The following is a 15685-nucleotide window of genomic DNA, read 5'->3' on the forward strand; positions in this document are numbered from 1 at the left end:
CGTCGCGGCCCGGGCGATGACGCCTGCCGAGACCGCCCACCTCGAGCAATGGGAGCAAGACCATGAACGATGACGTCGACCTGCAGCGGCTCGCCGAGGCCGAGTACGACATCCAGAGATTCGCGGCCGGCGAGGTTGAGCTGGCGCCCGTCGAGGATCCGGACGAGGCCGCGCACGCCATGGCACAGTTGCCTCCCGCTGACGCGCCGCATGTGGTGATCCGGCCGCTGCGGATGCCGTTCGAGGTCGATGCCACGATCCGTGAGCTGGCCGCGCAGCGGGGGATCTCCATCTCGGCCATGTACCGCGACCTGATCACATCCGGGCTCGCCGCGACCACCGAGGCCGCACCCGACCCGATCGCCGAGTTGCGCAGCATCCAGGCCGCGGCGCAACGGGCCCTCGACCGGCTCGCCGGCGAACGACGGCGCGACGCGGCCTGACGGAGACGCAGCCCGAAGGAGACGCGACGCCGCCCGAGAGAAACGGCGGCGTCGAAGTCGTGGCCCGATTGCGCTATTTCTCATCACGGCGCCCGTCGCTGTGCGGGCGCCAGGAGCCGGCCGAGGAAAGGAATGAGACCAGCTGGAGAAAGGAAGGTAGCCGGCCGAATAAAGGGCCGGAGAAGCAACCGCTCATTGCGGGGGACTTGGCGGGAACGATGGATTGGTCACATGCGTTCCGCGGGATTCCTTCGGCTTTGCGCGACAACTCAGCGTTCAGGGCCGACAGGAAAGAGGAGAGCGGTAGAACGGCGTATCAGGGAGGTTCAGATGTCGTAGGTCTCGGAGAGTTCGGGTGCTTCGCGGGAGAGGACTGCGTTCACTGCTAGGAACGGTATTCCGCCCGCGTCGTGGACGGTCAGGAGGGCCACGGCCACGCTTCTTCGTTTTGTCAGGGACAGGGCTTCGGCCTCGTTCAAAGTCAGCAGGCGGGCGCCCCAGCGTTCGGTGACGTGGTGGGCTCTTCGGCCGTACACGGACTCCAGCTCGTCCAGCAGGTAGCGCTCGCGGGTCAGGCAGTAGGGGGTGAAAGCCGTGGTCAGGGCCAGTGGCGTGTTGTTGAGCAGGGACAGGCGGTAGCGGGCACCGTAGATGTGGGTGCCCGGCGGGACGCGCAGGATCGCGGCCATTTGCGGTGGGGCGGCCAGGTCGCGGCTGCCGAGGTATTCAGCGTGGCGGTCGGCCTGGAGGAGGTATTGGATTCGGCGGGGCAGCGTTGACAGCGTGCGGGCTGGGCGGCCCAGGATCAGGCGGCCTTTGCCCTGCATCCCTTTCACCCAGCCCTGGCTGCGCAATTGTCGCAAGGCGCGGACGACCGTCGAGCGGGAGGTGCCGAATTCGGCGGTCAGCTCGGCCTCGCTGGGCAGGAGCGTGCCGACCGGCAATATGCCGCGGTCGATGCGGTCCTGCAGCGTGCTCATGATCAGGGTGTACTTCGGCTCCACGGCAGGCTCCACGGCAGTCGCTGTCCCCTTCGAAGAAGGTGAACATGGCCTGCGAGCCGAAGACACTTTACGACTAACGCCACCGAATAGGAAAGGCACCCAGCTTGGATTCGTGTGATTCCTTGTGGCCAACTGGCTTTGAGCAGCGGACTTCCACGTCGCCGGTGGCGGTGGTCGTGGTCTTGGTGGCGGGGCAGGTGGGCTCGTTCATGAGGGCTGAGCCTAATCGAACACCAGTGCGAAAGCGTCGTGAATCATGGAACTGACCTGGGAAAACGTCCGGATCATGCCCGGGAATCCGGAATTTGAGCGGCGCGGGCGTTGAGGTAGCGGCGCTGGGGCAGGGTGCCGGCGAGCGTGGCCGCCTTCAGGTAGGAGTCGCGGGCGGCCGCGGGACGGCCCGACATCTCCAGGAGGTGGGCGCGTACGGCGTGCAGGCGGTGGTCCGGCTCCAGCACCGTCAGGTCGTCCAGCAGCGCCAGGCCCTCCAGCGGGCCCCGGGCCATGGCCACCGCGACCGCGTGGTTCAGCGCGACCATCGGGCCGGGAGCACGCGTCATGAGCAGCTCGTACAACGCCACGATCTGGGGCCAGTCAGTCGAAGACGCCGAAACAGCCTCGTCGTGGAGGGCGGCGATCGCAGCCTGGAGCTGGTACATCCCCGGCACGCCACGGGGCAGGGTCGCGGTGATCAGCTCGACGCCCTCGGCGATCTGGGCCGCGTTCCACCTGGTGCGGTCCTGCTCGGCCATGGGGACCAACGAGCCGTCGGGAGCGGTCCGGGCCTCGCGGCGGGCGTCCGTCAGGAGCATCAGGGCGAGCAGGCCGGCCGTCTCCAGGTCGTCGGGCAGCAGGCGGTGGGCGAGCCGGGTCAGGCGGATCGCCTCGCCGGCCAGATCGGGGCGGTGGAGCAGCTCGCCGCGGGTGGCCGCGTAGCCCTCGTTGAAGATCAGATAGAGCACGTGCAGTACAACCGCCAACCGCTCTTGGCGATCGGGCGGAGGGGGCAGCGCGAAGGGCAGGCCGCTGGCCTTGATCCGCTGCTTGGCGCGCGTGATGCGCCTGGTCATGGTCGCCTCGGGGACCAGGAACGCGCGCGCCACCTCGGCGGTGCTCAGGCCGCCGACCGCCCGCAGGGTGAGGGCCACCTGGGCGTCGGGCGCGAGCGCGGGGTGGCAGCACATGAACAGCAGCACCAGGGAGTCGTCGGTCTGGGCGATCTCCGGGGGTACCTCGTACGCCAGGCGGAACACCGTCTCCTCCCGCCGGCGCCGGGCCTGGTCGGCGCGGAGCAGGTCGGTGAGCCGGCGCGCGGCCACCGCGATGAGCCAGGCGCGCGGGTCGGCGGGCGGGTCGTCCGGCCACTGGCGGGCCGCGGCGAGCAGGGCCTCCTGCACGGCGTCCTCGGCCGTGTCGAAGTGCCCGTAGCGGCGGACCAGAGCGCCGAGGACCTGCGGCGCAAGCGAGCGCAGCAGGTCCTCCAAAGCGACAGCCATCAGAGGGACGACAAGACAAAAGCCATCAGAAGCCGAGATCCGCCGACGAGTCGACGATCGGGCGCACGTCGGCGAACGCGCTCGCCTGCACCTCCGGCGGGGCCGGGCACTCGGCGAGCTTCTGGGCGATCTGGGTGGCGCGGTCGAAGCTGTCGCACTCGACGATCCAGTAGCCGGCGAGCACCTCCTGCGTCTCCGCGTACGGGCCGTCGGTGACCAGTGCGGGCAGGCCGCTGATCCGCCGGGTGTGCACGGGCGCGTCCAGGGCGCGGGTCTCGACGAGCTCGCCGGACTCTTCCAGCTCGCTGTTGAGCTTGGCCATGAACTCGCCCATGGCGGCGAAGTGCTCCGGCGTCCACGGCGTCTCGCCGGGGTTGCCCGCCATGGCGTCGTAGTCGCGCTGGGAGGCGTAGCTGAGGATCATGTACTTCACGGTCGGCCCCTTCGGTTCGGGTGTTCTCGTGGGGTACGTCGGAGCCGCCGCCGCCATCCGGACAGGTCAGCCCAGGAATTGCACAACAGCCTCGGCGAACTCGGCGGGTGCGGTGCTGTGGATGCGGTGCCCCACCGGGATCGTGCGCAGTTCGGCGTCCGGGATCGCCGCGGCCACGGCGGCCAGGCGCGCGGGCGGGATGTGGGATTTCGGGCCTCCCGACAGTACCAACGAAGGCGCCTGAATCTTTTCCAAGCCGTCCCACCAGGACGGATTCGGCTCGCGGAGGTCGTGGATGGCCGACATGAGCGCGGCGCGGTCGAACGTGCGCCGGGACATGCCGCCGGTCAGCGCGAACAGGGTGAGCTTGGCGCGCGAGAAGCCGCCCGCCCGGACGCCGTCACGGGGCGGGGCCGGCGGGTCCTCGAGCACCAGGCGCGCGACACGGTCCGGATGCCGCTGCGCGACCGTCGCCGCCGTGAAGGCGCCGAGGCTGTGCCCGACGAGCACCGGCGCGTCGAGGGCGAGTTCGTCGAGGAGTTCGAGCACGTCATCCGCATGATCCATGAGGGTGTACTCCGCACAGCGCGGACTTTCCCCATGCCCGCGCAGGTCCGGGGCGATCACCCGCCACCCGGCGAGCTCGCGGCTGAACGCGTCCCAGGTCCCGCGCCCGCTGCCGCCGCCGTGCAGCAGGACGATCGGCGGGCCGTCGCCGCCGGTGTCGGTGCGGGCGAGCCTCATGCGCCCAGCTGGTCGGCCATGTCGTGCTTGACGCTGAGCAGCTCCCACATGGCGATCGGGCGGCGGCGCATCGAGTCGAGGTCGCGGCCGTCCTTGGAGAACAGCGGCGGCACGGTGTCGATGCCGGCGTCGAGCGGGCAGGAGGCCACCTCGTCGCGCCAGCCGGGCCAGCGCCAGCTCAGGTAGAACTGGTCGGCCGCGCCGGCGAGCATCGCGTACAGCCAGTCGGTGTACCCGAGGGTGAGATCCTCCCAGCGCAGGGTGTCGGGGGCGAAGTAGTGGATCGTGGGCCGCCCGTCGGACTCGCCCTGCCGCCACACGAACTCGCCGCCGAGGATGTCCTGGGCCACGACCAGGCCGGCCGCCTCGAACCGCTCGTTGACCTCGTGGATGTCGGCCAGGCGGCGGCGCGGGTGGCCGGAGCCGAGCACGCGCAGCCAGCCGCCGTCGACGATCAGGCCGCCGGTGCCGTACACCAGGGCACCGAGCCAGGACGTGGTGGCCACCTGCAGCCGGTGCAGGCACGCGGCCGCCCGGTCGGGGTCGGCGGGCAGCAGCTCGACCGCGTAGGGAGAGCCGGAGACCGCGGCCTCGATCTCGGCCCAGGCGGACCGGTCGTCGGAGATCAGCTCCGCCAGCGAGCGCACCTGGCAACTGTACGGCCGGATACCGGGCGGACACGAACGGCGGAAATGGCCGCTGAATGATTGTCATTCACGTTTCTCGGACTGTTGAGCGGCGGATACTGAGAGTCACTATGTCGAACATGACTCGTCGCTGGTTGATCACAGGTTGCTCCACCGGCCTGGGGCGCGCACTCGCCGAGGCGGTCGCCGCCTCCGGACAGCAGGTGCTGGCCACGGCACGGAACCCGGAAACGCTCGCGGACCTCCGGGATCGCTATCCCAGTACGCTCGCCACCTGCGTCCTCGACGTACGCGACCCCGACGACTGCCACAACGCCGTCCACGCGGCGCTGGCCCGCTACGGCGGGGTGGACGTCCTGGTGAACAACGCGGGCACCGGCCACTTCGGCGCCGTCGAGGAGGTCACGGACGCCGAACTGGAGGCCCAGCTGGCCGTGAACCTCGTCGCGCCGTGGCGGCTCACCCGCATGGTGCTGCCGCTGATGCGCGCCCAGGGCTTCGGGGACATCGTGATGGTCTCCTCGACCGCGGGGCGGGTGGCGATGCCGGGCCTCGGCGCGTACGCGGTCGGGAAGTTCGCGCTCGAGGGCCTCGTCGAGACCCTCGCGCTCGAACTGGCCGGGACCGGGGTCCACGTGACCGCGGTCGAGCCCGGCATGTTCGCCACCGACTGGGGCAACTCGCTGTCGGAGTCGGCCGAGCACGTGCCGGCGTACTCGGGCGTCATCGAACCCGTGCGCGCGGGCGTGCGGGCGCTCAAGTCGCTGCCGATCTCGAGCCCGCCGGAGGCGTTCGCGGCCGCGGTCGTGCGGATGGTCGCCGCCGAGGACCGGCCGGTGCGCATGCCGATCGGCGAGGACTCCTGGCGGATGCTGCTGGACGGGGCCCAGCGGGACTACACCGCCCTGCTCAACGCCCGGCCGCTGCCCGCCCAAGCGGTGTCGGTGTAGCCGTCAGCCGCTCCGACTCGGACCACAGGCGGGCGCGCACGGCCGTGTCCAGCGCCCGCTTGTACACCTTCGTCTTTCGCGCCGGGCCTACCAGCCCCCAGCGCGGGCCGTAGTAGCCGCCCGCGACCGCGTCGGGACTGGTGGCCGCGTACAGCAGCGGCTCCGCGCCCTGCTCGACGCCCTGGCTCGGGGTGATCCGGAACGAGATCCGCATGGCCAGGTTCGCCCTGCCGCCGCCCGCGTTCGGGCCGGCGGTCATCAGGTTCGTCCGGGTGTACCCCGGGTGCGCGCCGGCGGACAGCAGCGGCCAGCCGCGCGTGGCCGCGAGGTCGGCCAGGTGCAGGGTGAGCATGAGGTCGGCGAGCTTCGACTGCGCGTACGCCGCGACCGGCCGGTAGCCGCGCTCCGACTGCAGGTCGTCGAGGTTGATCCGGCCCTGCGCCGCGGTCCCGCTGCTCATCGTGGCCACCCGGGGCGCGGGCGCGGCCAGCAGCTGCGGCAGGAGGCGCACCGTCAGCGCGAACGGGCCGAGGTAGTTGCTGGCCAGCTGCAGCTCGTAGCCGTCCGCGCTGGTCATGCGGGTCGGCAGCATCATCACGCCGGCGTTGTTGAGCAGCAGGTCGAGCGGGCCGTCCAGCGCTTCGGCGAACGCCGCGACCGAGGACAGGTCGGCCAGGTCGAGCCGCCGCACCTCGACCTCGGCGTGCGGATGGGCCGCGCGGATCTCGGCGGCGGCGTGCTCACCCTTGCCCGGGGTCCGCACCGCGAGGATCACCCGCGCGCCGGCGCCGGCGAGACGCTTGGCGGCCTCTTTGCCCGTGCCGCTGTTGGCGCCGGTCACGACCGCGAGCTTGCCCGTCTGATCAGGAACTTCATACATGACTCAAGGTTTATCAGACCGGCGGTCTCTTAACAAGAGACCTGAGGTCTGTAAGCTCACAGGCATGGCATTCCAGCGCGCCCGCAGCGACGAACAGCGCGGCGAGCGGCGGCGGCAGATTTTGGACACCGCGGCCGCGATGCTGACCGAGATGCCGGTCGCGAAGCTCAGCCTCAACGAGCTGAGCCGGCGGGTGGGCCTGGCCAAGTCCAACGTCCTGCGGTACTTCGAGTCGCGCGAGGCGGTCCTGCTCGAACTGCTCGACGTGGAGGCCCGCGCGTGGCTGGACCACCTCGACGAGGTCCTGGTCACCGGCGAGGGCGAGGCCCTGGTCACCGGCGAGGGCACCGTCCGGGAGCGGGGGGACCGCCTGGCCGCGGTGCTGGCCGCCTCGCTGGCCGCCCGGCCGGTGCTGTGCGACCTGACCAGCGCGCACGCGGGGGTGCTGGAGCACAACGTGTCGGCCGAGGTGGCGCTGGAGCACAAGCGGGCCACGGCGCGGATCTACGCGACCCAGGCCGACCTGATCCTGCGGGCGCTGCCCGAGCTCGGGACCGCCGACGCCTACCGCCTGGCCGCCACGGCGACGCTCATCACGGCCGCGGCCTGGCCCTACGCGCAGCCGCCGCCGGCGCTGCTGGCCGCGTACGCCGCCGACCCGGACGTGGCCGCGATGCGGATGGACTTCACCGACCTGCTGCGCGACACGCTGCAGGTCACCATCTCGGGGCTACTCGCCCGCCACGACTAGCTTGTCGCGGAGCGCGGCCAGCTCGTCGGGGGTCAGGCCGTACGAGAGCGCCCACCCCTCCATGTCGCCCCAGCGCTCCCCCACCACGTCGAGCATCTTGGTCATCAGCGCGGCCTCGGGCTCCCAGGCCGGCAGCTCCACCGGCCGCGGCGGCAGGCCCAGCCGGTGCACGACCACGGCCACCCGCTCGTGGATGGTCGGCATCGCGGCCGCCGTCGCCGCGTAGTCGGCGGCGATCACGTCGGCCGGCACGCCCAGCAGGCCCAGCACCACGGCGGCCAGCACGCCCGTGCGGTCGCAGCCGGCCTCGCAGTGGAACACGGCCGGCAGCGTGCCCTCGCAGGAGAGCAGCCGCACGGTGCCGGCCAGCACCGGGCCCTTCTCGGTGAGCATCGCCACGTAGTGCCCGACCAGGTCCTCGGCCCCGCTGACGTCGGCGATCGGGGCCGGGTAGTACTCGACCGAGGCCCGGCCGAGCGGACCCCGGCCGAGCTGGGACACCTCGTACTCGCCGCGCAGGTCGATCACGGTGGACAGGCCGAGGTCGCGGACCAGGCGGTCGGCGTCGGCGTCGGTCGCGTAGGCGAGGGAGTCGCTGCGGAACAGCACGCCGGGGCGCACGGTGCCGCCGTCCGCGGGCAGCCCGCCGAGGTCCCGGAAGTTGACCAGGCCCTCCAGCGGGCGGGACGAGGGCCTGCGGCGGCGCCAGAACCTCACCCGATGGCGTCCTTCACCCAGTGGTACGCATCGAGCACCCAGCCGACCTCGCGCAGGTACGCGATGCCGGCCGCGGCCAGGAACAGCCCGGTGATCGCGTGCGCGCCCCGGGCCGAGCGGCGCACCCGGCCCATCCGCTGCTCCAGCACGAGCCGGCCGATGAGCCGCGCCAGCGCGAACACGCCGACGGCCACCCCGAGCACGACCAGGAACGCGATGAACGGGCCGTTGAGGCTGCCCTCGCTGTCCAGGGCCCACAGACCCCAGCAGATGAACGCGATGATGGCGCCCGTTCCGGTGTACTCCCAGCCGATCTTCAACTGGCGGGCGCGGTCGCCGCGCGGTGGGGAGTACCGCGGCAGACGCTCTTCAGGCTCGAAATCCATCATGCCGGTCGGCTCCGGCGCGACCCGCGGGACGACCTTCGCGCGGCCCCGCATCTGCGGCACACCCTCAGCGTTCACAGCGACACCTCCGTTGGAGACCGGAGCACCCGAGACGGGGGGTGCGGACACCGGCTGCACCGGCACCGGTGCACCGTTCACTGTGCCGCCGGTGCGCAACGCCACCAGTTCGCGCTCCAGGCTCTCGATGCGTTGATAAGCCTCTGTTTCGGTACCGCTGATCGACGGCCGCGCCCGCCCGACCACCCGTCCCGACTCCGCCGCGTCCGCCTCGACCCAGTCGCAGCCCACGTCCGGCAGGTCGGTCCGGCGCACCAGCATGGCCAGGTGCTGCAGCCACGACTGCAGGTCGCGGGTCAGCGGCCGGTCGGCGGGCCGGTCGGCCAGCGGCAGGTGCAGGTGATCGCGCAGCGACGGGTACTGCTCCAGCAGCGGATGCCGCCGCAGCACGCTCCACGGCGGCGGCGAGGCGTCGGGCCCCGCGGCCGGCTGCTCGCGCCCGTCGACGCGCGGGTAGGCGCCGGTGACCATGAAGTACGCCACCGCGCCGAAGCCGTGCACGTCGTACGCCGGCCCGACGTACTTGACCCCGCCGAACGCCTCGGGCCCGCCCGACTCCGGCGTGTACGCGATCTGGGTGATCTCCTCCTCGCGGAAGTAGCGCGCCCCGGTGAAGTCGATCAGGCGCACCTCCCCGGTGGCGAGCACCATCACGTTCGACGGCTTCACATCCATGTGCAGCACCGGCGTCGCGGCGCTCTCCTGCGGGTTGTGGAGGTTTTGCAGTACCACGGCCAAGGTCTTCAGCGCCGAGACGGCATTGAGCCGGCGGGCACCCGGCGCCACCCCGGCGCGCTGGGCCACGTATTCGCGGAGGTTCACCCCGTGGAGGTAGTCGTAGACCTGGTACGGCACGGCGTCCCCCGGCGCCGTCCGCTCGCCGGGCCGGTGTGGCGGCGGCCCGTAGAACCCGTCGGCGCGCCGGCAGATCCCCGGCACCCCGCGGTTGTTGAGATCCATGAGTGCCGCGTCACCCTTGTCCCACGAGCGCAGCTCGTCGGCGATCGGGCGCTGCGGGTCGACGCGGAAGACCTTCACCGTCATCGGCGCCGAGGTCACTCCGCCGCAGACGCGCACGGCACGGTAGACGTCCGCCTGCCCGCCGGAGCCCAGGTGGGCCACCAGGCGGTACCGCTGGAACGTCTCGGGCAAAGGGCTCGCCGGACCGCAGACAAGGTCCAGCAACGCACCCTGCGTCATCGTGTCGCTCCCCCCAGCATTCGTCTTGCCGCCCCCCATCGGTTTCGAGAGTAACGAGCGTGCAAATCGGTCGCGCCGACCGGAGGTCACGAGGTAGACACAACCGATGAGCGACTATGTCCTGCGCACCGCGACGGACGGCGATCTGGAACAGGTGGCCCGCCTCAGGCGAGAGGCGTTCGCCGACCCCGGCGAATTCAACCCCGAAGGCACGTACCGCACGATTTTCGAGCCCGCCCGCACGCACCTCATCGAGCAGGACGGCCACGTGGTGGGCGTCACCGGCGCCTTCACCCGCGACCTCGCCATCCCGGGCGCGGTCATCCCCGCCGCCCATGTGACGGGCGTCTCGGTCTCCCCGGTCCACACCCGCAAGGGCCTGCTGACCCGCCTCATGCACGCCCAGCTCACCGACGCCCCCGAGGCCCTGGCCGTGCTCTGGGCGTCGGAGGGCCGCATCTACCCGAGATTCGGCTACGGCCTGGCCGCGCAGAACGTCACCATGCGCGCCGACCGCCGCGACCTGCGCATCACGGCCCCGCCCGCCCCCGGCACCCTGCGCGGCGGCATACCGTCCGAGCTCATCAAAGAGCTGTCCGAGGTGTACTCCCGGGTGCTCCCGCTCAAGCCCGGCTGGTCCAGCCGCGACGAGGCGTGGTGGAAGCACCTGACCGCCGACCCGGAAGCTCGCCGCGAGGGCGGCACCAAGGCCCGAGCCGTCCTCTTCGAGAACCCGGACGGCGTGGTGGACGGCTACGCGCGCTACCGCATCCGCCCGAACTGGGACGACAACGGCCCGAAGCAGGAGGTCAACGTCATCGAGGTGGTGGCGGCGACCCCGGCGGCGTACGCCGAGCTCTACCGCTTCCTCCTGCGCATCGACCTGTCGCGGTCGCTCGTGCAGGGCCTGACCAGCGCCGACGACCCGCTGTTCCACCTGGTCGACGAGCCGCGCCAGCTGGGCGCCAAGGCGGGCGACGGCCTGTGGGCCCGCATCACGGACGTGCCGCGCGCGCTGACGGCCCGCAAGTACGCCGCCCCGATCGACGTGGTCTTCGAGCTCACCGACGCGCTCCGCCCCGGCAACGCCGGCCGCTGGCGCCTGCGAGCCGGCGCGGGCGGCGCCCTGGTCACCTGCCAGCGCGCCGACGGCGACCCGGACTTCGAGCTGGGCATCTCGGAGCTGAGCGCCGTCTACCTGGGCGGCACCAGGCTCGGCGCCCTGCACCTGGCCGGCCGCGTCCAGGAACACCGCCCCGGCGCCGTGGCCGCGACGAGCACCGCCTTCAGCTGGCCGATCGCGCCGTACTCGATCGAAATCTTCTGATTCATTCGACGATGGGGCCGCAGGCGGTAGTGTCGGCGCATGGGTGGGATCCAGCGCCGCCGGCGCCGCATGCGGCAACATCAACCGGTGCCCCAGACGCCGCCGGCCAACACCCCGCCGACCGCTACCCCGCCGGCCGCCACCCTGCCGTCTCCGCCCGTCGTGGAGCCCGCCGTGGAGCCCGTCGTGGAGGAGGCGCCGCCGCCTCCGCCCCCTCCGGTTGTTGTCGCGCCGAAGGCGGAACCCGCACGCCCGTCGCCGCACCATTTGGCGGAACTGTCGGGCACGTTCGCGATGACGGCCGCCGTGCATGACCCGGACCCGGTCGAGCCCACCTCACCGGCCCCCGCGTCGTCCGCTTCCGCCGCTTCTGCCTCGTCGCCCTCCTTGCCCGACGACGATCACCACCACGACGACCATCACCATCATCACCACCACCATCACCACGACGAGGTGACGTCGGAACGCGGCCTGCGCGGCCTCGTCGGCGGCGGCTCGTCCCAGGTGAGCGTCTCGGCGGCCATGCGCGCCCGCGACGCGGCCCGCCCCACGGACGACGACCTGGCCGCGGCCGAACGCGACCTGCAGATCATCCGCCGCGGCTGGGTCCCCCGCGAGGAACTGACCCGCCCGGGCCGCCGCTCCCCCACGAGCTGATCGCGTCTATTTCGCGGCTCGACAACAGCGTCTACCGATGAAAGAACGCAAGACCGGCCGGTAGATGAAGACAAAGATGTGTCGAGCAAGTTCCGCATTCGGCAGTTCGTCCCACTGCTCTGACGTGATGACGCATGTCAGGATGTGTCGAGACGTGCCGCCCTCGAAAGGAGGCCGGAATGGTTGATCCGTTCACCACGCCGCTCCTGACCCCCGAGGAGACGGCCCGCCACCTGCAACTTCCCGTCACCACGTTGCGGGGGTGGACCAAGGAAAAGGCCGCAGGTGCGCCGCTCGTGCACACCATTGCCGGACGCACCCGGGGTCATCCGAACGTGCCGTTCGTGGCCGTGATCGAGGCCTACGTCCTTCGCTCGCTGCGCGAACTCCGGCTGAGCACGCACAAGATTCGTGCTGCCGCCGAAGAGGTGCGCCGCTCCTTTGCCACGCCATATGGCCTCGCCACCCGGCGGATCGCCACCGACGGCATCGACGTGTTCATGGACTACATCGAGGCCGACGAGCTCGCACGCGTCGGCGATGGCCAACGACCCATCCGCGCGACCATCGAGAACTACCTGAAGTACATCGTCTGGGACGAAGCCGAAGAGTTCCCCAGTCGCCTCAAGCTGCGCCAATACCCGGACATCGCGCCGGTCATCATCGACCCGAGATTCGGTTGGGGAGCCCCCGTCCTTGAACGAACCAAAGTGCCCGTCGACGCCGTGGTCGGCCTGTGGCGCGCTGGTGAGCCGATTGCTCTCATCGCGGACGAGTACGAGCTGACCACCGATGAGGTCGACGCGATCACCAGAGCCGCCTGAGTTCTTCATCGACCGTTGCCTGGGCAAGAAGGCGCCGCAACTGCTCACTGGGTGGGGCTGGTCGGTGCACCTCATCGCCGATCACTACCCGAACGATGCCCAGGAGATTCCCGACGAACAGTGGATCGAGGAGGGGCTCCGCCGAGGCTGGCCGCTGCTGACCCAGGACGATCGGATCACTCGGCAGCCGGCCGCACTGGAGCTGCTGATGCAGTACGACGGCTTGGTCTTCTGTCTCGACAGTGGTCAGCTCACGTTCGCAGACAAGGCCAACCGGTTCCACGCCTGCCAGGCGACGATGTACCAGCTGGTTCGGCGGCCGAAGCCCGGCTTCTTCCACGTCACGGCGATCGGGCTGGACCGGCGGTGGCCCCGTCACGGAAGGCGATAGACCACCCATCCGACGCATCCGGGCGCGACGAGCAACCCGTCCTCGGTGCCGTCGCGCCCGGTGCGGCGACTGGGTTAGGGCAGCGGCGGCAGGACGCGGGTGTTGTCGTACTCCAGCACCTGGGCGATCCGCCGGGCGTGGCGTTCGTTGCCCGAGAACTTGGTCGACAGGAACGTGGTCACCAGGGTCGTGGCCTCGTCCAGGGTGTGCTGGCGGGCCCCAACGGCAACCACGTTCGCGTCGTTGTGTTCGCGGGCCAGTTGGGCCGTCTCCACGTTCCAGGCCAGAGCGGCCCGAACCCCGGGAACCTTGTTCGCCGCGATCTGCTCCCCGTTGCCGGAGCCGCCGATCACCACGCCCAGGCTGTCCGGGTCGGCGACCACCCGGGCCCCCGTGTGGAAACAGAAGACCGGGTAGTCGTCGTCGGGGTCGTACGAAGCCGGTCCGACGTCCACGACCTCGTAGCCCTGCAGGCCCAGGGCGCTGACCAGGTGCACTTTCAGTTCGTAGCCGGCGTGGTCCGAACCAAGGTAGACGCGCATACCCGGCAGTCTTTCAGAGCCGGATCAGCCCCAGGCAGGAACCCGCCAGCAACCCACCACCCAGCAGGACAAGGCCGAACACCCACCCCGCGGTCGCGCCCGTCTTGAGCCGCAGGAGTCTCCGGCGGTCCCAGACGAGCGCGGCGGCGGCGAAGGCGCCGATGCCGAACGCGGCGATCATCGCCGCGATGAAGATCTGCATCTGCATGTACACACCCCAGGCCCGAAGTACAGCGGCCTAGTGTGTATCACGATCGGGTGACTAGAACGAATCGAGCTGCGCCACCACGAGGCCGGCGCGGGCCTTCGGGGTGAACCAGGTGCTCTTGCGCGGCATCTTCTGGCGGGCCAGGTTGACCGCCACGAAGTCGTCGACGGTGACCGGGGCGATGAGCACGGCCAGCTCGGCGCGGCCGGCGTCGACCTCGGCGCGCAGCCACTCGGCCGGGTAGTCGCCGCCGACGTAGGTGATGCGCTTGTCGCCGGGCTCCAGGCCCAGGGTGTCGGCGAACAGCCGGCGCTCCACGAGGGCGTGGTCCAGGTTGTCGACCACGCCGGAGCCCTCGACCGGCGCCAGGGCGACCGACCAGGAACCCGAGCGGGTGTAGAGGTGCACCCGGCCGCCGGTGGCCGGCACCTCGGCCGGGCCGTCCAGGGGCTGGAGGTCGAGGCCCTCGAAGAACGGAAGTTCCGAGACCAGTCTGTTGTACGGCTGGATCGCCACCGATTCCGGCGTCGTCACCACGGCGAGGAAGCGCTCGTAGCCGGCGGTCTGGGCGGCGAGACTGCGATGGTTGCCGTCGGCCACCACCAGTTCGCCGCCGCCCGCGAGGGCCAGGAGGCGGTCGCGGGTGGTGCCGGCGCCCACCGCCCAGATCTCGTGGGTACGCCCGGACGGGTCGGTGTCGGTCACCGCGGGCAGCCCGGCGTCGGACACCGCCTGGGCCAGCGCGGCGTGCAGGGCCTCGCCGTGCGCCGTCTGCAGCAGCAGGACGGGCGACAGCAGGTGCCCGATGGCCTCGGCCAGGGCCACCCGCTCGCGGACCTTCTCGATGAAGACGTCCTCGTTGCGGATGACCGCGCCCGGCTCGTCGGCGCTGGTCGAGATCTGGTCGGTGGCGACCATGCACCACAGGCCGTAGGCGCGGGCGCCGTCCGGGGCGGTGATCCGGTACAGCACCACGACGTCGTCGGCGGGTGCGTAGTGGCCGTCGTCCTTCGCCGCGCGCAGCCGCTCCACGGCGGCGGGCAGGCAGTCGAGGAACGGGCGGCCGACACTCTCGGGGGCCCGGTGCGGCATCTCCACCGCGAGGGCGCTGCTGGGATTGGCGGCGATGATCGCGGTGATCTCCGCGTCGTCGGCGAACTCGTCGTAGTTCTGCGCGCCGGTCCCTCCGGTGGAGAGCCAGGCGTGGGCGATCGGGTACGCAACCGTCATACGCAAGACGCTATAGGTCAGGAAATACGGGCCACGGCACGGGGGTTTGCCCGTCCCGCAGTGCGGCGGCGCGCGCCGCGGACGATCGCGCCGCCGGCGCACACGACGACGGGCGGCGCGAGGAGCGCGCTCACGTCGTCGGGGAGCTCGGGCAGCTCGTCCTTCCAGGTCGAGTCCTGGACGGTCCAGCGGGTGTCAGACATGATCTCGGCTTTCTCCAGAATGTGTCGTCGCAGGATGCAACGGCACTCATCCGTGCGGGTGACGCACCAGCGGTGCGATTCCAGAGAACAACACGGATTCGGCAGAACAATGGTTCAGTCGCCGACCTGGCACGAACAATGGACCGTTAGGAGAAGGCGGGAGTCGTCCTTGTCAGCATTTTGACGATCCGAAGGGCCATCCCGCGCGGCTGACGGCTGCGCAGCTCCACCATGTCGGCCAGGGCGTGAATGATCTTCAGGCCGCGGCCGCTCTCCGCGTCCGGCGGGACGTCGCCGGCCATCTCGGCCGCCGCGTTCTCCAGCCCGACGCCGTCATCCACGACGTCGATGATGCACCGGTCCTCGTGGATGGTGACGGTCACCTCGTAGTCGGCTCCCGTCTCGGCGTGCTGCACCGCGTTGGCGCACGCCTCGCCGACCGCCAGCCCGATGTCGTCGCGGCAGTCCTTGGTCACCGAGAAGACCGCAAGGGCCGCGTCGAGGACCCGGCGGGTCAGCGGCACCGTCGTGCGGTCGCGCGGTAGGGAGAGCGAAAGCCGGACTTCCATCCCCA

General features: G+C 71.0%; 20 protein-coding genes. 7 read left to right on the forward strand and 13 right to left on the reverse strand.

The window, feature by feature from the left end:
• Positions 1–62 precede the first annotated feature (62 nt).
• A complete protein-coding gene (locus ACQPZ4_RS45935) occupies positions 63–443 on the forward strand; it encodes a hypothetical protein (protein ID WP_433051406.1) in 381 nt (126 codons plus the stop codon).
• A gap of 326 nt (positions 444–769) precedes the next feature.
• Here ACQPZ4_RS45935 and ACQPZ4_RS45940 read toward each other — a convergent pair whose 3' ends face one another.
• From ACQPZ4_RS45940 to ACQPZ4_RS45960, 5 genes are all read right to left on the reverse strand, one after another.
• Entirely contained in the window at positions 770–1447 is a 678-nt protein-coding gene (locus ACQPZ4_RS45940) for a GntR family transcriptional regulator (protein WP_433051409.1), read from the reverse strand.
• 284 nt (positions 1448–1731) lie between these two features.
• Positions 1732–2943: an RNA polymerase sigma factor gene (locus tag ACQPZ4_RS45945; protein ID WP_433051412.1), complete on the reverse strand. Its 1212-nt coding sequence runs from the start codon at positions 2941–2943 to the stop codon at positions 1732–1734.
• Between the two features lie 25 nt (positions 2944–2968).
• Positions 2969–3367 (reverse strand): YciI family protein, encoded by a 399-nt coding sequence (locus ACQPZ4_RS45950; RefSeq protein ID WP_433066987.1) that lies wholly within the window; start codon positions 3365–3367, stop codon positions 2969–2971.
• Positions 3368–3442: 75 nt separating this feature from the next.
• Positions 3443–4120 (reverse strand): alpha/beta fold hydrolase, encoded by a 678-nt coding sequence (locus ACQPZ4_RS45955; RefSeq protein WP_433051415.1) that lies wholly within the window; start codon positions 4118–4120, stop codon positions 3443–3445.
• Complete coding sequence (locus tag ACQPZ4_RS45960) at positions 4117–4767, reverse strand: DUF2625 family protein (RefSeq protein ID WP_433051418.1); 651 nt, start codon at positions 4765–4767, stop codon at positions 4117–4119. The genes ACQPZ4_RS45955 and ACQPZ4_RS45960 overlap by 4 nt, the downstream gene beginning before the upstream one ends.
• Positions 4768–4886: 119 nt before the next feature.
• On the opposite strand from ACQPZ4_RS45960, the gene ACQPZ4_RS45965 reads away from it, so the two are divergent.
• Positions 4887–5717, forward strand: coding sequence for an SDR family oxidoreductase (locus ACQPZ4_RS45965; protein ID WP_433051421.1), 831 nt, complete (start codon positions 4887–4889; stop codon positions 5715–5717).
• Here the strand turns inward: ACQPZ4_RS45965 and ACQPZ4_RS45970 are convergent.
• Positions 5677–6597 (reverse strand): SDR family oxidoreductase, encoded by a 921-nt coding sequence (locus ACQPZ4_RS45970; protein ID WP_433051424.1) that lies wholly within the window; start codon positions 6595–6597, stop codon positions 5677–5679. The two genes, ACQPZ4_RS45965 and ACQPZ4_RS45970, sit on opposite strands and share 41 nt — an antisense overlap.
• A gap of 64 nt (positions 6598–6661) precedes the next feature.
• Between ACQPZ4_RS45970 and ACQPZ4_RS45975 the strand changes: the two genes are divergently transcribed.
• On the forward strand, positions 6662–7348 hold the full coding sequence (locus tag ACQPZ4_RS45975) for a TetR family transcriptional regulator (protein WP_433051427.1): 687 nt from the start codon (positions 6662–6664) through the stop codon (positions 7346–7348).
• On the opposite strand, the gene ACQPZ4_RS45980 is transcribed toward ACQPZ4_RS45975, so the two are convergent.
• Complete coding sequence (locus ACQPZ4_RS45980) at positions 7328–8065, reverse strand: tyrosine-protein phosphatase (RefSeq protein ID WP_433051430.1); 738 nt, start codon at positions 8063–8065, stop codon at positions 7328–7330. The genes ACQPZ4_RS45975 and ACQPZ4_RS45980 overlap by 21 nt on opposite strands.
• On the reverse strand, positions 8062–9729 hold the full coding sequence (locus ACQPZ4_RS45985) for a serine/threonine protein kinase (RefSeq protein WP_433051433.1): 1668 nt from the start codon (positions 9727–9729) through the stop codon (positions 8062–8064). The genes ACQPZ4_RS45980 and ACQPZ4_RS45985 overlap by 4 nt, the downstream gene beginning before the upstream one ends.
• A gap of 106 nt (positions 9730–9835) precedes the next feature.
• Between ACQPZ4_RS45985 and ACQPZ4_RS45990 the strand changes: the two genes are divergently transcribed.
• The 4 genes from ACQPZ4_RS45990 to ACQPZ4_RS46005 all read left to right on the forward strand — a co-directional run bounded on the left by ACQPZ4_RS45990 (position 9836) and on the right by ACQPZ4_RS46005 (position 12928).
• A complete protein-coding gene (locus ACQPZ4_RS45990) occupies positions 9836–11056 on the forward strand; it encodes a GNAT family N-acetyltransferase (RefSeq protein ID WP_433051436.1) in 1221 nt (406 codons plus the stop codon).
• A gap of 294 nt (positions 11057–11350) precedes the next feature.
• Positions 11351–11713 carry a hypothetical protein gene (locus tag ACQPZ4_RS45995; protein WP_433066990.1) on the forward strand — a complete coding sequence of 121 codons (363 nt, stop codon included), beginning with the start codon at positions 11351–11353 and terminating at the stop codon, positions 11711–11713.
• A 179-nt stretch (positions 11714–11892) separates the two neighbouring features.
• Positions 11893–12537 carry a DUF433 domain-containing protein gene (locus ACQPZ4_RS46000; RefSeq protein ID WP_433051439.1) on the forward strand — a complete coding sequence of 215 codons (645 nt, stop codon included), beginning with the start codon at positions 11893–11895 and terminating at the stop codon, positions 12535–12537.
• Positions 12506–12928, forward strand: coding sequence for a hypothetical protein (locus ACQPZ4_RS46005; RefSeq protein ID WP_433051442.1), 423 nt, complete (start codon positions 12506–12508; stop codon positions 12926–12928). The genes ACQPZ4_RS46000 and ACQPZ4_RS46005 overlap by 32 nt, the downstream gene beginning before the upstream one ends.
• A gap of 74 nt (positions 12929–13002) precedes the next feature.
• Here the strand turns inward: ACQPZ4_RS46005 and ACQPZ4_RS46010 are convergent, their stop codons facing one another.
• From ACQPZ4_RS46010 to ACQPZ4_RS46030, 5 genes are all read right to left on the reverse strand, one after another.
• Positions 13003–13470: a ribose-5-phosphate isomerase gene (locus ACQPZ4_RS46010; RefSeq protein ID WP_433051445.1), complete on the reverse strand. Its 468-nt coding sequence runs from the start codon at positions 13468–13470 to the stop codon at positions 13003–13005.
• 13 nt (positions 13471–13483) lie between these two features.
• Complete coding sequence (locus ACQPZ4_RS46015) at positions 13484–13678, reverse strand: hypothetical protein (RefSeq protein WP_433051448.1); 195 nt, start codon at positions 13676–13678, stop codon at positions 13484–13486.
• A 54-nt stretch (positions 13679–13732) separates the two neighbouring features.
• Positions 13733–14908, reverse strand: a complete 1176-nt coding sequence (locus ACQPZ4_RS46020; protein WP_433051451.1) for a DUF1015 family protein — start codon at positions 14906–14908, stop codon at positions 13733–13735.
• A 17-nt stretch (positions 14909–14925) separates the two neighbouring features.
• A complete protein-coding gene (locus ACQPZ4_RS46025) occupies positions 14926–15111 on the reverse strand; it encodes a hypothetical protein (RefSeq protein ID WP_433051454.1) in 186 nt (61 codons plus the stop codon).
• 146 nt (positions 15112–15257) lie between these two features.
• Positions 15258–15680, reverse strand: a complete 423-nt coding sequence (locus ACQPZ4_RS46030) for an ATP-binding protein (RefSeq protein WP_433066993.1) — start codon at positions 15678–15680, stop codon at positions 15258–15260.
• Positions 15681–15685: the final 5 nt, after the last annotated feature.

Origin of the sequence: Dactylosporangium sp. CS-033363, assembly GCF_050942475.1 — a bacterium.
Classification (GTDB): Bacteria; Actinomycetota; Actinomycetes; order Mycobacteriales; family Micromonosporaceae; genus Dactylosporangium.

Excerpts from the sequence above, each read along its gene's own strand:
- ACQPZ4_RS45990 (WP_433051436.1), top strand. The coding sequence starts at position 9,836 with ATGAGCGACTATGTCCTGCGCACCGCGACGGACGGCGATCTGGAACAG.
- ACQPZ4_RS45945 (WP_433051412.1), bottom strand. The coding sequence starts at position 2,943 with ATGGCTGTCGCTTTGGAGGACCTGCTGCGCTCGCTTGCGCCGCAGGTC.
- ACQPZ4_RS45975 (WP_433051427.1), top strand. The coding sequence starts at position 6,662 with ATGGCATTCCAGCGCGCCCGCAGCGACGAACAGCGCGGCGAGCGGCGG.
- ACQPZ4_RS46020 (WP_433051451.1), bottom strand. The coding sequence starts at position 14,908 with ATGACGGTTGCGTACCCGATCGCCCACGCCTGGCTCTCCACCGGAGGG.
- ACQPZ4_RS45935 (WP_433051406.1), top strand. The coding sequence starts at position 63 with ATGAACGATGACGTCGACCTGCAGCGGCTCGCCGAGGCCGAGTACGAC.
- ACQPZ4_RS45965 (WP_433051421.1), top strand. The coding sequence starts at position 4,887 with ATGACTCGTCGCTGGTTGATCACAGGTTGCTCCACCGGCCTGGGGCGC.
- ACQPZ4_RS45955 (WP_433051415.1), bottom strand. The coding sequence starts at position 4,120 with ATGAGGCTCGCCCGCACCGACACCGGCGGCGACGGCCCGCCGATCGTC.
- ACQPZ4_RS45970 (WP_433051424.1), bottom strand. The coding sequence starts at position 6,597 with ATGTATGAAGTTCCTGATCAGACGGGCAAGCTCGCGGTCGTGACCGGC.
- ACQPZ4_RS46030 (WP_433066993.1), bottom strand. The coding sequence starts at position 15,680 with ATGGAAGTCCGGCTTTCGCTCTCCCTACCGCGCGACCGCACGACGGTG.
- ACQPZ4_RS45985 (WP_433051433.1), bottom strand. The coding sequence starts at position 9,729 with ATGACGCAGGGTGCGTTGCTGGACCTTGTCTGCGGTCCGGCGAGCCCT.
- ACQPZ4_RS46015 (WP_433051448.1), bottom strand. The coding sequence starts at position 13,678 with ATGCAGATGCAGATCTTCATCGCGGCGATGATCGCCGCGTTCGGCATC.
- ACQPZ4_RS46025 (WP_433051454.1), bottom strand. The coding sequence starts at position 15,111 with ATGTCTGACACCCGCTGGACCGTCCAGGACTCGACCTGGAAGGACGAG.
- ACQPZ4_RS46010 (WP_433051445.1), bottom strand. The coding sequence starts at position 13,470 with ATGCGCGTCTACCTTGGTTCGGACCACGCCGGCTACGAACTGAAAGTG.
- ACQPZ4_RS45950 (WP_433066987.1), bottom strand. The coding sequence starts at position 3,367 with ATGATCCTCAGCTACGCCTCCCAGCGCGACTACGACGCCATGGCGGGC.
- ACQPZ4_RS46000 (WP_433051439.1), top strand. The coding sequence starts at position 11,893 with ATGGTTGATCCGTTCACCACGCCGCTCCTGACCCCCGAGGAGACGGCC.
- ACQPZ4_RS45995 (WP_433066990.1), top strand. The coding sequence starts at position 11,351 with ATGACGGCCGCCGTGCATGACCCGGACCCGGTCGAGCCCACCTCACCG.
- ACQPZ4_RS46005 (WP_433051442.1), top strand. The coding sequence starts at position 12,506 with ATGAGGTCGACGCGATCACCAGAGCCGCCTGAGTTCTTCATCGACCGT.